Origin of the sequence: Amycolatopsis aidingensis, from assembly GCF_018885265.1 — a bacterium.
GTDB lineage: Bacteria > Actinomycetota > Actinomycetes > Mycobacteriales > Pseudonocardiaceae > Amycolatopsis > Amycolatopsis aidingensis.
In genome coordinates, this window is the sequence record NZ_CP076538.1 from 3153738 (window position 1) to 3172224 (window position 18487).

At 71.2% G+C, this 18487-nt stretch carries 14 protein-coding genes; 1 reads left to right on the forward strand and 13 read right to left on the reverse strand.

The window, feature by feature from the left end; translation table 11 throughout:
- Positions 1-8: 8 nt before the first annotated feature.
- The 4 genes from recQ to KOI47_RS14895 are packed head-to-tail and all read right to left on the reverse strand — an operon-like array spanning position 9 to position 5545.
- The gene (recQ, locus tag KOI47_RS14880) at positions 9-1856 is read right to left on the reverse strand and encodes a DNA helicase RecQ (protein WP_216216551.1); all 1848 of its coding nucleotides are present in this window, start codon (positions 1854-1856) and stop codon (positions 9-11) included.
- Positions 1853-3379 carry a sugar ABC transporter ATP-binding protein gene (locus KOI47_RS14885; RefSeq protein WP_216216552.1) on the reverse strand — a complete coding sequence of 509 codons (1527 nt, stop codon included), beginning with the start codon at positions 3377-3379 and terminating at the stop codon, positions 1853-1855. Before KOI47_RS14885 ends, recQ begins: the two co-directional genes overlap by 4 nt.
- Positions 3380-3389: 10 nt before the next feature.
- The gene (locus KOI47_RS14890; RefSeq protein WP_216216553.1) at positions 3390-4469 is read right to left on the reverse strand and encodes a sugar ABC transporter substrate-binding protein; all 1080 of its coding nucleotides are present in this window, start codon (positions 4467-4469) and stop codon (positions 3390-3392) included.
- 29 nt (positions 4470-4498) lie between these two features.
- Positions 4499-5545, reverse strand: a complete 1047-nt coding sequence (locus KOI47_RS14895) for an ABC transporter permease (protein ID WP_216216554.1) — start codon at positions 5543-5545, stop codon at positions 4499-4501.
- A gap of 354 nt (positions 5546-5899) precedes the next feature.
- On the opposite strand from KOI47_RS14895, the gene KOI47_RS14900 reads away from it, so the two are divergent.
- On the forward strand, positions 5900-6724 hold the full coding sequence (locus tag KOI47_RS14900; protein WP_216216555.1) for an SDR family NAD(P)-dependent oxidoreductase: 825 nt from the start codon (positions 5900-5902) through the stop codon (positions 6722-6724).
- A gap of 81 nt (positions 6725-6805) precedes the next feature.
- Here the strand turns inward: KOI47_RS14900 and KOI47_RS14905 are convergent, their stop codons facing one another.
- Genes KOI47_RS14905 through KOI47_RS14945 form a run of 9 tightly spaced genes read right to left on the reverse strand, consistent with a single transcriptional unit; the run spans position 6806 to position 18384 of the window.
- Entirely contained in the window at positions 6806-7801 is a 996-nt protein-coding gene (locus tag KOI47_RS14905) for an AraC-like ligand-binding domain-containing protein (RefSeq protein ID WP_216216556.1), read from the reverse strand.
- Positions 7798-9309 carry a GMC family oxidoreductase gene (locus KOI47_RS14910; protein ID WP_216216557.1) on the reverse strand — a complete coding sequence of 504 codons (1512 nt, stop codon included), beginning with the start codon at positions 9307-9309 and terminating at the stop codon, positions 7798-7800. The genes KOI47_RS14905 and KOI47_RS14910 overlap by 4 nt, the downstream gene beginning before the upstream one ends.
- Before the next feature lie 2 nt (positions 9310-9311).
- The gene (gene hpaD, locus KOI47_RS14915) at positions 9312-10349 is read right to left on the reverse strand and encodes a 3,4-dihydroxyphenylacetate 2,3-dioxygenase (protein WP_216216558.1); all 1038 of its coding nucleotides are present in this window, start codon (positions 10347-10349) and stop codon (positions 9312-9314) included.
- 12 nt (positions 10350-10361) lie between these two features.
- Positions 10362-11849, reverse strand: coding sequence for a 5-carboxymethyl-2-hydroxymuconate semialdehyde dehydrogenase (gene hpaE / locus KOI47_RS14920; RefSeq protein WP_216216559.1), 1488 nt, complete (start codon positions 11847-11849; stop codon positions 10362-10364).
- A complete protein-coding gene (gene dapA, locus KOI47_RS14925) occupies positions 11846-12781 on the reverse strand; it encodes a 4-hydroxy-tetrahydrodipicolinate synthase (protein ID WP_216216560.1) in 936 nt (311 codons plus the stop codon). The genes hpaE and dapA overlap by 4 nt, the downstream gene beginning before the upstream one ends.
- Positions 12778-14250, reverse strand: a complete 1473-nt coding sequence (locus KOI47_RS14930; protein WP_216216561.1) for a fumarylacetoacetate hydrolase family protein — start codon at positions 14248-14250, stop codon at positions 12778-12780. The genes dapA and KOI47_RS14930 overlap by 4 nt, the downstream gene beginning before the upstream one ends.
- Positions 14247-15014: a MoaF C-terminal domain-containing protein gene (locus tag KOI47_RS14935; protein WP_216216562.1), complete on the reverse strand. Its 768-nt coding sequence runs from the start codon at positions 15012-15014 to the stop codon at positions 14247-14249. The genes KOI47_RS14930 and KOI47_RS14935 overlap by 4 nt, the downstream gene beginning before the upstream one ends.
- The gene (locus tag KOI47_RS14940; protein WP_216216563.1) at positions 15011-16933 is read right to left on the reverse strand and encodes a primary-amine oxidase; all 1923 of its coding nucleotides are present in this window, start codon (positions 16931-16933) and stop codon (positions 15011-15013) included. Before KOI47_RS14940 ends, KOI47_RS14935 begins: the two co-directional genes overlap by 4 nt.
- Positions 16930-18384 carry an aldehyde dehydrogenase family protein gene (locus tag KOI47_RS14945; RefSeq protein ID WP_216216564.1) on the reverse strand — a complete coding sequence of 485 codons (1455 nt, stop codon included), beginning with the start codon at positions 18382-18384 and terminating at the stop codon, positions 16930-16932. The genes KOI47_RS14940 and KOI47_RS14945 overlap by 4 nt, the downstream gene beginning before the upstream one ends.
- Between the last annotated feature and the right edge of the window lie 103 nt (positions 18385-18487).

The following is an 18487-nucleotide window of genomic DNA, read 5'->3' on the forward strand; positions in this document are numbered from 1 at the left end:
CGAGTGTTCTACTCGGCGGTGAGCGTGTCCAGGATCTGCTGCCCGTACTTGGCCAGCTTGCTCTCGCCGACTCCGCTGACCGCGCCGAGCTCGGCCAGCGTTGCGGGCGCGTCGGTGGCGATCTGCCGCAGGGTGGCGTCGTGGAAGATCACGTACGCGGGCACCCCCTGCTCCTTGGCGGTGGCCGCCCGCCAGGCCCGCAGCCGCTCGAACACCTCCGCGGCGTGCTCGGGCAGCTCGGCGGGCGTGGCCTTGCGGGACTTCGCCGCGCCCGTGGCGGAGCCACTGCCGGGCGCGGGCCGCGGCTCGCGCCGCAGCAGCACCTCCCGCCGCCTGCCGAGCACCTCGCCGCTGGCCTCGGTGAGGACCAGCGTGCCGTAGTCGCCCTCCACCGCGAGCAGCCGCTGTGCCAGCAGCTGCCGCACCACCCCGCGCCACTCGCTCTCGTGCAGCTCGGTGCCGATGCCGAACACGGTCAGCTGGTCGTGCCGGTGCTGGGTGACCTTCGGGGTCTGCTTGCCGAGCAGGATGTCGATGACCTGGCCGGCGCCGAACTTCTGCCGCCGCTCCCGCTCCAGCCGGAACACCGTGGACAGCAGCTTCTGCGCGGCGACCGTGCCGTCCCAGGACTCCGGCGGGGTAAGGCAGGTGTCGCAGTTGCCGCACGGGCTGCCGTCCTGGCCGAAGTAGGCCAGCAGCTGCACCCGGCGGCACTCCACGGTCTCGCACAGCGCCAGCATGGCGTCCAGGTGGGTGGCCAGCCTGCGCTTGTGCGCCGCGTCGCCCTCGGAGATGTCGATCAGCTTGCGCTGCTGCACCACGTCCTGCAGCCCGTACGCCAGCCAGGCGGTCGCCGGCAGGCCGTCCCGGCCCGCTCGCCCGCTCTCCTGGTAGTACCCCTCCACCGACTTGGGCAGGTCAAGATGGGCGACGAAGCGTACGTCCGGCTTGTCGATGCCCATGCCGAAGGCGATCGTGGCGACGATGACCAGGCCGTCCTCGCGCAGGAACCGGGCCTGGTTGGCGGCGCGGTCGGACTTGTCCATCCCCGCGTGGTAGGGCAGCGCCTCGATCCCGTTGGACACAAGGAACTCGGCGGTCTTGTCCACCGAGGCCTTGGAGAGGCAGTAGACGATGCCCGCGTCCCCGGCGTGTTCGGTACGCAGCAGGTGCAGCAGCTGGCGCTTCGGCTCGTTCTTCGGCACGATCCGGTACTGGATGTTCGGCCGGTCGAAGCTGGCCACGAAGTGCCGCGCCTGCTCCAGGTTCAGCCGGGTGGCGATCTCCGCATGGGTGGCCTTGGTCGCCGTCGCGGTCAGCGCGATTCGCGGCACCGATGGCCAGCGCTCGTGCACTGTGGACAGTTGCAGGTAGTCCCGGCGGAAGTCGTGCCCCCACTGGGAGACGCAGTGCGCCTCGTCGATCGCGAACAACGCCACCGTGCCCCGGTCCAGCAGGTTCAGCGTGGCTTCCAGCAGCAGCCGTTCCGGCGCAAGGTACAGCAGGTCCAGCTCTCCGGCGAGGAACTGGGCCTCGACCATCCTGCGCTCGTCCGGGTCCTGCGTCGAGTTCAGGAACCCGGCCCGCACGCCGAGGTCGGCCAGCGCGTCGACCTGGTCCTGCATCAGCGCGATCAGCGGGGAGACCACGATGCCGACCCCGTCCCGCACCAGCGCCGGAATCTGATAACAGAGCGACTTGCCGCCACCGGTCGGCATCAGGACCAGCGCGTCGCCGCCCGCCACCACATGCTCGATGATGTCCTGCTGCTGCCCCCGGAAGGAGTCGTAACCGAAGACACGCCGCAGGACCTGGGTGGCGTCGCTGGTGGCTGGCGCGGTGCCGGGTGAAGTCACCCTGGCGATTCTACGAGCCGCCCCTCACCGGTGTTCATCGCGTGCAGTACCGCGTGCGGGGTGATCTCCGCGCCGCGCAGAGTGGCGCACAGCCGGTTGCGATGGAACACCAGCACCCGGTCGCACAGCAGCGGGAACTCGTCGAGGTCCGTCGAGCACAGCAGCATGATCGTGGCCTCGTCGACCTCGGAACGCAGCAGCGTGTAGATGTCCTCCTTGCTGCCGATGCCGACTCCGCGGGTCGGGTCGTCCAGCAGGATCACCTTCGGCCGCGCCTCCAGCCACTTGGCCAGCACCACCTTCTGCTGGTTGCCGCCGGAGAGCATCCCGCAGCTGACGTCAGGGTGCGGGGCCCGGATCCGCAGCCGCTCGGCCAGTGCGGCGGCCCTGCTGCGCAGCGGGCCTGCCCGGACCAGCGCGCCGTCCCTTGCCAGCGCCACGGAGCGGATCTGCGCGATGTTCTCCCACATCGGCTTGTCCAGCATCAGGCCGAGCCTGCGCCGGTCCCCGGACACCAGTGCCACCCCAGCGTCGATCGCGGCCCGTAGCCTGCGCGGGGCGGGCGCGCCACCCGGCATTCGCACCCGGCCTGCCTCGGCCCTGCGCAGCCCGGCGACCACCTCGAGCACCGTGGTGTGCCCGGAGCCGACCAGCCCGGCGAGGCCGACCACCTCGCCGGGCTCGGCGGCGAAGCTGACGCCGGACAGCCGCCCCGGCACGGTGACCTCCTCGAACCGGAGTGTCCCTTGTGCACTGCCGGGGTGTGCGGGCGCGGTGCGCGCGGGTGGCCGTTGCTGCTGGTGCTCGCGGCCCAGCATGGCGGTCACCACGTCGGAGAGTTCCAGCTCGGCCCGCGGCACCCCGGCCAGCACCGTGCTGCCCTCGCGCAGCACGGTGATCTCGTCGCACACGGCCATGACCTCTTCCAGCAGGTGCGAGACGAACACCACGGCCACCTGCCGGTCGCGCAGCGCCCGCAGGATGCCGAGCAGGCGTTCGGTGCTGGCCGCCTCCAGGGCCGAGGTCGGCTCGTCCAGGATCAGCACCTTCGGGTCGGTGAGCAGTGCCCTGGCGATCTCCACCAGCTGCCGCTGCGCCAGGGACAGCTGCCCCACCGGCTGCCGATGGTCGACATCGAGGCCGAGCTGGTCCAGCACGGGCCGGGCCCGCGCGAGCATGGCGGCCCGGTCCAGCAGCGGCCCCCGGCGGGCCTCCCGCATCGGGTAGAGGTTGGCAAGCAGGTCCAGATCCGGGAACAGGTTGAGTTCCTGGGACACCGCGGCCACCCCGTGCGCGGCCGCCTCGGCGGTGGAGGCGAAGGACATCTCCCGCCCTTCCAGGGTGAGGGAACCACCGTCCGGCCGGACCGCACCCGTGATGATCTTGATCAGGGTGGACTTGCCTGCGCCGTTCTCCCCGAGCAGCGCGTGCACCGAACCGCCGTGTACCCGGATACCGGCCTCCTGCAGGGCACGTACGCCACCGTAGGTCTTGGTGACGCCGTGCACGTCGAGCACACTCATGCCGGCCCCGTCAGTTGGCCTCGGTCAGCGGCCGCATATGGGCCTGCGGGTCGGCGACCTGCGCGGCGGCCTCCTCGGCGAACCACTCCTTGCGCGAGGCCTCGTTCGCCTGGCGCGCCATGATCTCGTCGATGTTCTCCGAGTTGATGATCAGCGAGCCGGTATTCCACCAGCCCTGCGGCAGCGGTTCGCCGGTCCGCGCGCTCTGCGCCAGCATGCGCACCGCCACGTAACCCTTCAGCCAGTGTTCCGGCGAGGCCAGCGCCGCCACGTAGCCCTCCTTGACCCCGCGCAGCGCCTGCGGGTCGGGATCGCAGGAACCGACAAGGAAGCGGCGCCCGGTGTTCTTCTGGATCAGGGCAAGGGAAACCGCGTCCGAGGCGCCCGCCCCGATGTAGGCGATCGCGTCCGGATGCGCCTTCACGATGTCGTTCCACTTGTTGAAGTTCACCGAGGGCTCGGAGCCCGCGTCGAACGGACCGCGGATGCTCACCCCGGGACGCTCCTGCTCCAGTACCTCCCTGGTGCCGGCCAGCCGTTGCTCCAGCAGCGCCAGCCCGGGAATGTCGTTGCCGAGCACCACGTAGCCTTCCGCGTCCTCGGGAATGTGCTTGAGCAGTTCCCTGCCAAGCTCCCGGCCCAGCTCGGTGTTGCTGTTGCCGACGTAGAGCCCGACGTCGGTGCCCTCGGGGGGCACGGTGTCCACCGCCACCACCGGGACATCGGCGTCCTTGGCCTGCCGCAACGGCCGCACGAACAGGTCCGGGGTGAGGGTCTGCAGTGCGATCCCGTCGGCGGAGGTGCGGATGGCCGACTGGAACTGCGAGACCTGCGCCGGACCGTCGATGCTGGACGGGGCGTTCGCGGTCAGCTCGACCTCCCCGGCATCGGCCGCGGCGGCCTGCGCGCCGAAAGCCATTTCCTGGAACGGGTTCTGCGAGGTCGAGGCGTAGCTGAACGCCAGCTTCAGCGTGCCTTCCTGGCCGCCTGCCCCCTCGGAGGGGGACTGGCAGGCCACCAGCAGCAGCGCGCAGGCCGCTGCCGCCAGCCGGGCTGCCCTACGGCGAGGTTGTTGCGAAGGGACCACCATGATCTCGTTTCCTTCCGCTGGACGGGGTTTCACAGGCCGAATTCGGCTCGGCGGGCGCGTCGCCTGCTGCGCAGCAGGCTGTCCACGGCCACCGCCAGCAGCACGACCATTCCGCTGGCGAACGCGCTCCAGTTGGCGGGGATGCTGAAGTAGACGAGGCCGCTGGCCACCACGCTGAGCAGCACGGCGCCGAACACCGCGCCGGCGACCGTGGCGCTGCCGCCGCGCAGCGGGGTTCCGCCGATCACCGCGGCCGCGATGGCCTGCAACTCCAGGCCGGTGCCCACGTTCGGGTCACCGGAGGTGAAGAAGGCCAGCCCGAGTACACCGGCGAGGCCGGCGAGGCCACCCGCCAGCACCAGCACGGCCATCCGGGTGCGCGGGGTGGAGATGCCGGAGAAGGTGGCGGCCTCGGGATTGGAGCCGATGGAACGGACCCGGTAGCCGAACGGGGTCAGCCGCAGCACCACGGTGAGCACGGCGACCACCGCGATCACCACCCACACCGCGAAGGGCAGCCCGAGCGCGGTTCCGCCCACGATGGTGAAGAACGAGCTCTCCAGCGGCAGGCCGGTGACCTGCTGGCCATCGCTGAGGGCGAGTGCCAGCCCGCGGAAGACCTGCATCGTCGCCAGGGTCGCCACGATCGCCGGAATCGCGATGACCTGCACGATCAGCGCGTTCACCAGGCCCAGCGTGGCGCCGAGCGCGATCCCGGCCAGCGCGGCGAGCCACGGATCGAGCCCTTCCCGCATCAGCAGGCCGCAGGCGATCAGCGAGAGCGCGAAGTTGGACCCCACCGAGAGGTCGATCTCCCGCATGGACAGCAGGAAGGACATGCCCGCGGCCAGCAGCGCCACGTACACCGCGCTCTGCAGCACATCGCGCAGCTGGCCGGGGTGGAAGAATCCCGGCTGCAGGATGCCGATCAGCAGCACCAGCACGATGAGGGCGGCGAGCACGCTGGCGGAGTCGGCCTGTAGCAACCGCCGGGGCCAGCCGGGTCCCTTCGGAGGTTGCCGGTCGCCGGAGGGCGCAGGGGCCGCGGTGTGCTCGCGCTCCAGCCGGTCGGTCATCCCGCCTCCTCGTACTGTGCGGCATCTGGGTGACCACAGCCTGCGGGGCACGGCGGCGGGTGACTTGTACCTGTGTGCACTCTCCTTGTCGGGCAGCTCACGATGCGCCTCGATGAGGTCCGTTCGTGTCACCAGCGGGGATACCGTCTGGTCGTTCTGCATGCCGAGGGCCTGTTTCCGGAACCGGGCTTTCCCTGCGCACGGCGAGTGAAAGAACTCGCGTGGCGGAGCCCGCGGGCGGTGAGGCCGGGTGCATGACCTGCGACGGTGACGATCGCGGCCAGGTCCGAGCCCGGCCGAGCCGATCGCGTCCGCGAGTTTACAACAGGCACTGACCGGAAAGGACGGTACGACGTGGGTAGTTCTCCTGCCGGAACGAGCCCGCCCGAGCGGCTGGCGGGCAAGGTCGCCGTGATCACCGGGGCGGGCACCGGGATCGGGGCCGCCACCGCCCGCCGGTTCGCCGCCGAGGGCGCGAGCGTGGTGCTCACCGGCCGCCGCGAGGAGCCGCTGCGCGCGGCGGCCGAGGGGCTGGGGGAGCGGGCGTTGTGCGTCCCGGCCGATGTGACCGAAGGGGCCGCGGTGCGGCGGCTGCGGGACGCGGCGCTGGAGCGCTTCGGCTGGCTGGACATCGTGGTGGCCAACGCGGGCGGGCACGGCTTCGGCGCCGCGGCCGATGTGGACGATCAGTCCTGGGAACACAGCCTGCGGGCCAATCTCACCAGCGCGTTCGTGACCGTCCGGGAGACACTGCCCGAGCTGCGCAAGCGCGGCGGCAGCGTGGTGGTGGTCTCCTCGCTCGCCGGGCTCACCGCGGGGCCGGAGGTGTGCGGGTACGTGACCGCCAAGCACGCCTTGCTCGGCCTCACCCGGTCCCTTGCCCGCGACTACGGCCGGGACGGGGTGCGGGTGAACGCGGTGTGCCCCGGCTGGGTGCGTACGCCGATGGCGGATGCCGAGATGGACGAGCTCGGGCGGCTGCACGGGATCGGGCGGCAGGAGGCCTATCGGCTGGCGACCAAGGACACCCCGCTCGGCAGGCCGGCCGAACCGGAGGAGATCGCCTCGATCATCGCCTTCCTCGGCTCGGCCGACTCCGCCGTGATGACCGGCACGGTACTGCCCGCCGACGCCGGCGCCACCGCCGTCGACCTGCCCACCCTCGCCTTCGCCCCCTGAGCGGGACCGTGAACGTGGCTTTCGGGTCACCTGACGTCGCAAAGGTGCCGTTCGCAAAATCTGACGTCCGGAACGCCACGTTCAGGGGCTTCCGGTGGCGGAGAGGTGGATGTCGGTGCCGCCCTCGCTGACGATGCGGTACTCGCGGGGCGGCAGGCCGTAGGCGGCTTTGAACAGGCGGCTGAAGTGCGCGGCGTCGATGAACCCCCAGTGCGCGGCCACACTGCTGACGGCGAGGTCGGACTGGTCGGGGTCGCGCAGGTCGCGGCGGCAGTGCTCCAGCCTGCGTTCCCGGATCCACCGGGACACCGTGGTGTTCTCCCTGCGGAACAGCTTGTGCAGGTAGCCGGTGGAGATGTGCATCGCAGCCGCCACCATGCCGGGGGTGAGGTCGGTGTCCTCGAGATGGGCCTCGATGAAAGACTTCGCGCGCAGCACCAGGGAACGGTGCCCCGGCGGGCGCCGGGTGGTGTCCTCGCCGAGCTGGCCCGCGAACGTCGTGGCCACCATGTCGACCACGTTGTCGGCGAGCCGCAGGGCCTGCGCCGCGTCGATCTCGTCCATTCTGGACACCAGGTTCAGCAGCAGCGGCCCGAGCAGCGCGCCCACGCTGTGCCGTCCGGACACCCTGCTCGCGGTGACCCGCTCCAGCTGCTCGGCTGGCAGGTGCAGGTTCCGGCGCGGGAACATCAGGGTCAGCATCTGGCAGGTGTCCTCGAACACCACGGTGTAGGGCCGGGAGGTGTCGTAGATCGCCAGGTCGCCTGGGGTGAGTGAGGCCTCCCTGCCGTCCTGCTGCACCAGGCAGTAGCCGCGCACCGGCATGCTCAGCTTGTAGTGCGGCGGCAGGTCGTCCTGCCTGCCGATCAGCCTGCCCGGCCGGTGCGCGCGGTGCGCGTCCGCGGTCACCTCGCCGACCCGCAACTCGCCGAACACCTGACCCGCGATCTGGCCGCGGAAAGACTCGGCGTCGTCCAGCCGCATTTCCAGCGGTACATAGGCCTCCGAGGCGGCGGCCCGCCACAGTTCGGTGCGTTCGCGGGCGGGGACATCACTGGTACGAACGAGGATCGTCATGGAACCTCCAAGGCGGCGGTGGCGGTACCGGTCCGTTCGAGCGCCGCGCCGGTGATCAGCTGGGCCGCCTTCTCGGCGATCAGCACGGCGGGCGCGTTGGTGTTGCCCGTGGTGACGGTCGGCATGATGGAGGCGTCGGCGACCCGCAGACCGTCCACTCCGTACACTCGCAGCTCCGGATCGACCACGGCGTCCTCGCCGATGCCCATCCGGCAGGTGCCCGCCTGGTGGTGGTAGGTGAGCACACTGCGCCGGACGTAGGCGTGCGGGTTTCCGGTCGACGGTCCCGGGTAACGCTCAACCGCGCCCCAGGCTCGCAACGCGGGCGCGTTGCCGATCTCCCGGCACAGCTCGACGGCGGTGGCCAGGGCGGTCACGTCCGAGGTCGCGGACAGCGCCCGCGGGTCGATGCGCAGCCGGTCGCCCGTCACGCTCAGCTCGCCCCGGCTCGCCGGCCGTACCAGGCCCGCCATCAGCGAGAACCCGTTGGCCGGCCCGGACATCCACGGCTGGTAGAGCGGCACGCTGAAGTGCAGCGGTTGCAGGTCGGGCACGGCGAGGCCCGGCCTGCTGCGCCAGAACAGCTGGGTCTGGGTATGCGGCAGTCCGGGGGTGTGCGCGATCTCCCGCTGGGCGGAGAACACCACCGGCACCAGCCAGTGATCCTGCAGGTTGCGGCCCACTCCTGGCAGGTCGACCAGCGGTTCCACCCGCGACCCGCGTAGCCGGGCAGCGGGGCCGATCCCGGAGCGCAGCAGCAGCGCGGGCGAGCCGATCGCGCCGGAGGAAAGGATCACCTCCCGCTCCGCCAGCGCGGTGACCGTCCGCCCACCGTGCCGCAGCCGCACCCCGGCGGCCCGTCCCCCGTGCACCACGAGCCGATCCACCTGCGCCCCGGTGAGCACCGTCAGCCGGGGGTCTCCGAACACCGGCGCCAGGTAGCTGCCCGCCGTTGTGCACCGCCGCCCGCCCGCGATGGTCAGGGTCATCGGGCCGACGCCGTCCTGTTCCCCCTGGTTGCAGTCGGGGTTGAACGGGATACCGGCCTGCTGCGCGGCAGCCATGATCGCCTGCTGCACCGGGTCCGGTTCGAACCCGGTGAGCAGCTCCAGCGGCCCCGCCTCGATCCGCTCGAACAGTGGCCGCACGTCCCGCCATGCCCAGCCTGCGTTGCCGAGGTAGGCCCAGTGGTCGTAGTCGGCGGGGTTACCGCGCACCCAGATCATCGCGTTCAGCGCATGCGAGCCACCGAGCACCCGGCCGCGCGGCAGATGCAGGCGGCGCCCGGCGGCGCCGCGCTGTGGCACGGTCTGGAAGTCCCAGTCCTGCGCGGAGTGCCACAGCTCGTGCATCCGCAGCGGGTCGTGGATGGCCGGGTTGGTGTCCATCCCGCCCGCCTCCAGCAGCAGCACAGTCGCCCCGGCTTCGACGAGGCGCCGGGCCAGTACGCACCCCGCCGAACCGGCCCCGACCACCACGTAGTCCGCCTGGTACTCCGCCTCGCCCATGATCAGGCCTGGTGCCCGAGCTTGAACCCGTTGGCTCCGTCGGCGGTGCCGAAGCCGTCGGCGCCGACGGTGACGGTGGCCTCGCGTACCGCGGGCTGCCGGGTGGGCACCGGCTCGCCGTCCAGGTCGAGCACCGTGGAGGCCTCGGCGTACCAGGACGGCACCACCTCGTGCCCCCAGAACGAGCGGCGCCGGTTGTCCCGCACATCCCAGCGCACGGTCGGGTTGTCCGGGTCGCCGGTGTAGTAGTCGCTGGTGTAGATCTCGATCCGGTGCCCGTCCGGGTCGCGCAGGTACAGGTAGAAGGCGTTGGACACGCCGTGCCGCCCTGGGCCGCGCTCGATCATGTCCTCGCTGCCCAGTGCCCCGAGCAGGTCACAGGTGTGCAGGATCTGGGCCCGTTCCCTGGTGGCGAACGCGATGTGGTGTAGCCGCGGTCCCTCGCCGGCGGTGAGCGCGATGTCGTGCACCGTCTGCTTGCGGTACAACCAGGCCGCGTACAGGTTGTCCTCGGTGTCCTCGATGGTCTCCGAGACCCCGAAGCCGAGCCCGGTGTAGTACTCGTGACCCGCCCGCACATCCGGCACCACCACGTTGAAATGGTCCAGCCTGGCCAGCGCGTTGCCGGGGTGCAGGTCGTAGCGCTGGGTGAACCGGGGCGTGTGCTCGGCGGCGTAGAACAGCTCCACCGGGAACCCGAGCGGGTCGGTGAACCGTACCGCCTCGCCGATGCCGAGGGTGTCCCCGGCGGGCACCGCGCGCACCGGTACCCCCAGTTCGGCGTAGTAGCGCCGGGCCACTTCCAGCTCGTCCGGCTTGCGGACCCGGTAGGCCAGCCTGCGCAGCGCGGGCTCCGTGCCCTCGCGCAGCACCAGGCTGTGGTGCAGGTACTCCTCGAAGGCCCGCAGGTACAGCACACCGGGCCGCTCGGCGGTGACCACAAGGCCGAGTACGTCCACATAGAACCAGCGGGCCACCGCGAGGTCGGTGACGATGAGCTCGGCGTAGGCCGAGCGGATCAGATCGGGGGGAGTGGGCATGTCGAACCTTCCTTACCGGGCACCGAAACGCGGGGTGTGCACCTCGCCGAGCGACACGTGCACCACGTGTTCCGGCGCGTAGAAGTCGATGCTGCGCCAACCGCCCTCGTGGCCGACGCCGCTGCTCTTCACCCCGCCGAACGGGGTACGCAGGTCGCGGATGTTGTGCGAGTTGAGCCAGACCATGCCCGCCTCGATCGCCCCTGCGACCCGGTGTCCCCGGCGCAGGTCGCTGGTCCACACGTATCCGGCGAGGCCGTAGCTGACGTCGTTGGCCAGCCGGATCGCCTCCTCCTCGGTGTCGAACGGGGTCAGCCCGACCACCGGTCCGAAGATCTCCTCGTTGAAGATCCGGGCGTCCGGGCCGACATCGCCGAACACGGTGGGCGCAAGGTAGTTCCCCGCAGGCAGCTGCTCCGGCCGCGCGCCACCGGCCAGCAGGGTGGCTTCCCGCTTGCCGATCTCGACGTAGTTCAGCACCCGCTCGTAGTGCTCCGGGTGCACCAGCGCGCCCACCTCGGTGGCCGGATCGTGCGGCGGACCGACCACCACCCGGCCGGCGCGCTCGGCGAAGCGCTCGGCGAACTCCGCGTACCGCTCCCGCTGGACCAGCACCCTGGAGCCCGCGGTGCAGCGTTCCCCGTTCAGCGAGAACACCCCGAACACCGCGGAGTCCAGTGCCGCGTCCAGGTCGGCGTCGGCGAACACCACCACCGGCGACTTCCCGCCCAGCTCCATGGAAAGGCCCTTGAGGTGCTCGGCGGCCCTGCGCATGATCGTCTTGCCGGTGGTGGTCTCCCCGGTGAAGGACAGCAGCGGTACGTCCGGGTGATCGACCAGCGCCTGTCCCGCCTCCTCGCCGATCCCGTTGACCAGGTTGAACACCCCGTCCGGCAGCCCGGCCTCGGCGAAGATCTCCGCCCACAGGCTCGCCGAGAGCGGGGTGAACTCGGCGGGTTTGAGCACCACCGTGCAGCCGGAGGCCAGCGCGGGCGCCAGCTTCCAGCTCTCCAGCATGAACGGGGTGTTCCACGGCGTGATCAGCCCGGCCACCCCGGCCGGTTTGCGCAGCACGTAGTTCAGCTGCGCACCCGGAACGGAGTAGGCCTCCTCGTGCAGGCCGACGATCAGGTCGCCGAAGAACCGGAAGTTCTCGGCCGCGCGGCGAGCCTGCCCGCGGGCCTGGGTGATCGGCAGCCCGCTGTCGAAGGACTCCAGCTCGGCCAGCCGTTCCTCGCGAGCTTCCACGGCCTCGCCGATGCGGTACAGGATCCTGGCCCGCTCCCTGGCCGCCATCCCCGGCCAGGGGCCCTCGGTGAACGCGGTGCGGGCTGCCCGTACCGCCTTGTCGACGTCCTCGGCCTGCCCGGCCGCGGCGGTGGTGTAGACGGTGTTCGTGGCCGGCTCCAGCACCTCGAACTCGGCTCCGGACACGCTCTCGGTCAGCTCGCCGCCGATCAGGTGCGGCAGCCGCTTCGGCAGGTTCTGCGGTGCGCTCATGATGGGACTCCTTCGAAGGGGGTGAGCAGGTCCTCGTTGCCGGACAGCAGTTCCTCGATCCGGGTCCGGCCCGCCGCGGTCGGCGTGATCAGGGGCGGGCGGACGTGCGCGGACGAGATCAGCCCCCGCTGGGCCAGCACCCATTTCGCCGGGGCCGGGTTGGTCTCGGTGAACAACACGTCCACCAGCGGATGCAGCCGGTAGTGCAGCTGCCGGGCCCGTTCGAAGTCGCCATCGGTCCAGGACTGGTACATCTCGGCCACCGCGGCGGGTGCCAGGTTGGCCACCGCGCTGACGAAACCGACCCCGCCCAGCGCCAGCAGCGGCAGGCAGAGCAACTCGATCCCGGACCACACCAGCAGCTCCGGCCCGGTCTCGTGCAGCACCCTGGAGAAGTGCTCGAAGTCCTTGGTGGTTTCCTTGATCCCCACCAGGTTGTCGAACTCGCGGAACAGCCTGCCGACGGTCTCCGGCGCGATGTCCACCGCCGTGCGCATCGGCACGTTGTAGATCACCAGCGGCAGATCGGGGAACTCCCTGGCCACCGTGGCGTACCACTGGTAAAGGGCCTCCTGGGTGGGCCGGGCGTAGTACGGCGTGATGATCAGCGCCGCGTCCGCACCCGCGTCCATGGCGATGGCGGTGAGCTCCAGCGTCTCGTCGAGCTTGGCCGAACCGGTGCCGGGCAGGAAGGGGACCCGGTCGCCGATCTCCTCGGCCGCCGCCCTGATGGCCGTGGCCCGCTCGGCCACGCTCTGCGCCCCCGGCTCCCCGGTGGAGCCGCCCAGTGAGACACCATGCGAGCCGCTGGCCAGCTGCCAGCGGACCAGCCCGCGCAGCCCGGCCTCGTCCAGCGCGCCGTCCGGGGTGAACGGGGTGACCACCGGTGCGATGGAGCCGGTAATCCGGCTCGGGTCGGCACGAAACCTCATTGATCGTCCTTTCTGGACTCTGCTTGGCCGGGCTCGCGAGCGCCCCGCCAGGACCGGTAGGCCGCCAGCCACCGGCCCTCCAGCGGGTACAGGCCGTTGATCTGCTTGCCTGCCCGGACCTGCTCGGTGATGAACTCCTCCCGCGACTCCTGCTCCACCGCGTCCGCCAGCACCTCCTCGGCCACCGCGGGCGGGATCACCAGCACCCCGTCGTCGTCCCCGACCACGAGGTCCCCTGGCAGTACGGTCGCGCCACCGCAGCCGATGGCGACATCGGTCTCCCACGGCACGTGCTTGCGGCCCAGTACGCTGGGATGCTCCCCGCCGTGAAACACCGGCAGCTCCAGCCCGGCCACCACCGCGGCGTCCCGCAGCCCGCCGTCGGTCACCACGGCGGCGGCGCCGCGCAGCTGGGCACGCAGGGCGAGAATGTCGCCGATGGTGCCGGCGTCCCGCTCGCCGCGGGCCTCCATCACCAGCACCTCGCCCGGTCGTATCGACTCGATCGCGCGCTTCTGCGCGTTGAACCCGGTGCCGTGCTCGGGGAAGAGGTCCTCGCGCAGCGGCAGGTAGCGCAGGGTGCGGGCCCTGCCCGCGAAGCGCGATCCCGGCCGGGCCGGGCGCACCCTGTCGATGGCGACGTGGTCGAGACCGCGCTTGCGCAGCTGCGCGGCGAGGGTGGCGACCGCGACGGTGCCAAGCCGCTCGACGATATCGTCCGATGTGGACTCGTCGGTGCCGTATGCCTCGGCGCGCAGTTTCGGGTCGCTCGCGGGGGCCGCGCCAGGACCACCGAGCGCGGGACCTTCCACTACGGTGGTGCGCAGCCTGCCGGTACGGGCCGGGCGGTCGGGGTCGGTGCTGTCCACCTCGACCTCGACCACTTCACCGGGGGCGGCGACCGAGGCCCCGGCCGGGGTGCCGGTCAGGATCACGTCGCCCGGTTCCAGTGTGGACATCCGGGACAGGTCGGCGATCAGGTCGGCGAAGTCGAAGAGCAGGGTGTCGGTGGTCCCGCACTGCACCAGCTCGCCGCCCAGCCAGGTGCGTACCCGAAGCGCCGCAGGGTCGAGCTGGTCGGCCGGCAGGAAGTCCGGGCCCAGCGGGGTGAACCCATCCCCGCTCTTGGCCCGCAGGTTGGATCCCCGGTCGGCGTGCCGCAGCTCGTACAGCCCGAGGTCGTTGGCCGCGGTGACCCAGCCGACATGGGACCAGGCCGCCGCGGGCTCGATCCGCCGCCCCCGCTTGCCGATCACCAGCGCGATCTCGCCCTCGAAGGCCAGTAGCTCGGTGCCGACGGGGCGGGCGGCCTCCCCGCAGTGCCAGGCCAGCGAGGAGGTGGCCTTGAGAAAGTAGGACCCGTGCCGGGGAGTGCGGCCGCGCTGGGCCGCGCGGCACGGGTAGTTCAGGTGTACCGCGATGATCTTGCCGGGCCGCAGGCCCAGCGCCGCACTCACCGGATCGGTCATGGGTACACCGTGTTGCTGAGCAGCCTGCCGTGCGCCCCGAAGGTGAAATGGGTGATGCTGGTGCCGTCCTCGGCCAGCCCGAACAGGGCGCCGTGCGAGCGCATCAGCCGGTGGTCGGCCACGGTGACCGCGGCGCAGGGGACGACCTTCTCCCGCCAGGCGAACAGGTAGATACCCGGCCGGATCCGGTAGTAGGCGCAGGCGTCGGTGTCGGCGATGCCCTGTTCCGGGCCGGAATGGCAGAGGAAGGTGTACCACTGCTCGGTCAGGTAGATGTGCTCGTAGTGGTGTTGCGGGCTGTAGGACCACAGCACCCGCCTGCCCAGCAGGTCGGTACTGGGTTCCGGGGGCGAGCCGCTCACCGGAACCCCCTCGATCACCCCGGTGTGGAACTCCTGGGTTACCACGGTCGGCCGCTGCCAGGCCTGGCCGATCCGGCTCTGCACCGCCAGGGTGCGCCCGTGCCGCAGGTCCAGGATCAATGAGACGGCCTCGCTCGGGTCGTGCTCGTGCTGGAACTGCGCGTAGTACAGCTCCTCGTCCACCTCGACCAGGTGGTACGCGTCGTCCCCTCGCTCCTCGCCGAGCTCCCACTGGGTGCGCTCGGCGGTGAACCGGTGCCAGATCCGGACCCCGGAGTCCATCCGCAGCACCAGTTCCCGGCCGGCGAGCGCGGTGCTGTGCGGGGCCCGGTTGGCTTCGAACCCTGGCTGCAGGCCGTCCAGTGGGAGCCAGCCCTCGGTGTCTTCCAGCGTGCTGCTCATGGATTCTCCTCTGTGGATGGTCGGCACCCCGGTGCCGGTAGGTCCAGTGCGGGGTTGCGGTCGCAGAAGCCCGCCGGTCTGAGCGTGAATCCGCAGGTGTCCACCGGCATCACCGGCCAGTCCTCCGGCCGTGGTACGTGGGTCGGGCCGAACACGTGCCACAGCACCAGATCGGTGCCGGTGAGGTCCCGGTCCGCCGCGGTCCAGGACGGCAGGCCCGCCCCGCCCGCATGCTGGTTCGGGCAGTCCCCCGCGGGGAACCGCTCGTCCTCGGCATACCGGGTGACCCACAGGTGCTTGGTGGCGAAGGTGGCGCGCTGGTGCACGGCAGCCTCCGGCCGGGCCAGCAGGGTGGGGCCGGGCCGGGGAACCAGCTGGTAGCCCCGTGGCCTGCCGAGCTCGCCGCGGCTGTCCGGGTTGAACACCCGCCACACCCGGCCGGCAGCGGGGTCGGCGGGCCGGGCTGCCTCCGACTCCCGGCGCAGCGGGGTGGTCCGGGTGGTGAAGGCGTTGCCGTACGGGTTGTCCGGGCCGACCGGGACACCTAGCACGTCGATCTCCTCGACCGAGTTGCGCTCCCCGGCCACCTCCATGTCCAGCCGGGCGCAGAACAGGTGCTGGTGCACCGGTGCCATCAGCCCGGGGGCGATCTCGGTGGCGTACGGGCTTTCCGTACCGGGGTGCGCGGCCCCGCAGAACACGATCCCGGTGGCCTTGACCTCCAGCTCGATCCGGCCGTCCAGGTAGAAGTACCAGTAGAAGCCGTAGTCGTAGTTCCCGATGGTGGTGAAGAAGGAGATCACCAGCCGCCGGGAGCGGCGGGTTTCCACCGCGCCGGTGAGGACGTTGGTGTGCTTCCACAGGATCCCGTGATCCTCTTCGTGCAGGCAGATGGCCTGCGGGATGACCACCGGCTCGCCGTGGTCCCCTGCGACGACGGCATCCAGGTAGTGGATCACGCCGAGGCAGTCGCAGCCGAGTTTCAGCGAGTTCGCGTTCTTGCCGAGCAGGTACTCGCCCGCGTCGAAGTAGCTGATCCACCGGCGCCACGGCGCCGGATCGCCGTAGGGGACCACCATCTCGGCGATCGAGGCGCGGTAGAGCACCGGCCGCGGCTGCCCGTCCTCGGTGAAGGAGATCTGGTGCAGGGTGAGGCCCTCGCGCGGGTTGAACCCGACCCGCAACCGCCAGTTCTCCCATTCCACCTCGCTGCCGCGGACCCGGAAGCTGGGCCCCTCGGGCTGGCTGATCTCCAGCGGCTTCAGGCTGGTCCGTGCGGGCCCGACGGCCGCGACGTCGAAGTTGCCGTGCCGGGAGGGGACCGGGACCTCACCGGCGTCGTCTAGCTCGATCACCGCGCCGGCGATCAGGTCGACGGTGGCCAGCAGGCCCTCCACCGGGTGTGCCCACGGGCTGTCCTCGGTGTGCTCGCGCAGGAAGGTCAGCCCGCGCAGCAGCCGCCGGCCGCGCTCGTCCGGGCGGTCGAAGAACCCCGGGGACAACGGGGCGACGAAGGCGTGCGTGGTGTCGGTGATCCCGCGCCGGGCCATCGCCTGCTGCCAGCGCGGATCGGCCTTGACAAGGTCGGCACAGCGGTCGTACTCCTCCAGCAGGATCGCGGGCTGCCCGTAGGGCCGGTGCTCCACCTCCAGTTCGCGGTAGGACAGCAGCGTCCCGGCGCGCAGGTCGACAACGGCCTCGGCGCAGCCGCCGGTGCGCACGTCCACCAGCACGGCCTGCGCCCGCCGGGTGCACATCTGGCCCGGCCGGTGCGCGCGGACCTCGGCCTTCGGCGGTTCCAGCGGTAGCACCGAGGCGTACCGGGTGCTCTCGCCGCACCGGCCGGCCGCGGTGAGTACGGTGCGCACCCTGCCGATCTCGGCCGCGGTCAGCGGGTCGAGCGGATGGAACGTGCTCATGCACCACCTCCGCCGTGGTGCACGAAGACCCCTTTGACCTCGGTGTAGGCGTCCAGCGCGTAACGCCCCATCTCCCGGCCCCAGCCGCTGGCCTTGAAACCACCCCAGGGCGCGGCCGGGTCGGGGATCGGCGGCATGTTCACGAAGACCGAGCCTGCGCGGATCTCCGCGGCCAGCCGGTGCGCGGTACCGAGGTCGTTCGTCCAGACCGCAGCCGCCAGGCCGTACTCGGTGCGGTTGGCCCGCTCGGCGAGCGCGGCCAGCTCGTCCTCCCCGTCGTAGGTGAGTACCGGCAGCACCGGGCCGAAGATCTCGGTGGACGCGATGGCCATCGAGTCGGTCACCCCGGCGAACACCGTGGGACGGTAGAAGTAACCGCTTTCGCCCGCGCGCGCACCGCCGGTCACCAGTTCCGCGCCCTCGCCGACCCCCGCGCCGACCAGGTTCTCCACCTTGGACAGATGTTCGGCGGATACCAGCGGGCCGACCTCGGTGTCCCCTTCGGCGCCGCTGCCGATCCGCAGCCGGTCGCCACCCGCCGCCAGCTTGCTGACGAACTCGTCGGCCCGGGAGCGGTCCACGTAGAACCGGGAGTAGGCGGCACACACCTGCCCGCTGTTCAGCAGCGCGCCCTGCAGGTTGCCCTCCACCACGGCGTCCACATCGGCGTCGCGCGCGATGATGCTCGGTGTCTTCCCGCCCAGTTCCAGGGTGACCCGCTTCAGGTTGCCCGCGCTCGCGGCCACGATGGAGCGTCCGACCTCGGTCGACCCGGTGAAGGAGACCTTGTCGACCCCAGGGTGCTCGACCAGCGCCTGCCCGACCGTGCCGTCCCCGGTCAGCAGGTTGATCACCCCGGGAGGGAACCCGGCCTCCGTGGCCAGCTCGACCAGGCGCATCGTGCTCAGCGGGGTCTGCTCGGCAGGCTTCAGGATCACCGTGTTGCCGGTGGCCAGCGCCGGGGCGAGCTTCCACACGGCGATCATCAGCGGGAAGTTCCACGGGGTGATCAGCGCGCAGACCCCGACCGGCTCGCGGCAGGTGTAGTGCAGGGTGTCCGGGTAGCCGATCGGGGTGACCGAACCCTCCAGTTTGGTCACCCAGCCCGCGTAGTAGCGCAGGTGCTCGATGGCGCCGTTGACGCTGACGTTCCTGGCGACCGCCAGTGGCTGTCCCTGGTCCCTGGTCTCCAGCGCGGCGAGTTCGGTGGCGTGCCGCTCCAGGATGTCGGCAAGCCGGAACAGCAACCCGGCACGGGCAGCGGGGGCGAGCCCGCGCCAGGCCGGCGCGTACATCGCGCGCCGCGCGGCGTCGACCGCGGCTTCCACCTCGGGGCTGCCGGCCATCGACACCTCCTCGATCGGCTCTTCGGTCGCGGGATCGAGCGTGCGGAACGTGGTCCCGCTCTCGGACTTCACCCAGCGGCCGTCGATGTACAGCGAGCGGGCCATCGCGTGCTCCTTCGGTGAACCATTAACCTGTCAGGTCGCCCGAAGTATGTGCAGCCACGGCCACGCTGGTCTTGCCTGTGAAGTATCGGCAGTTGACTGTGCG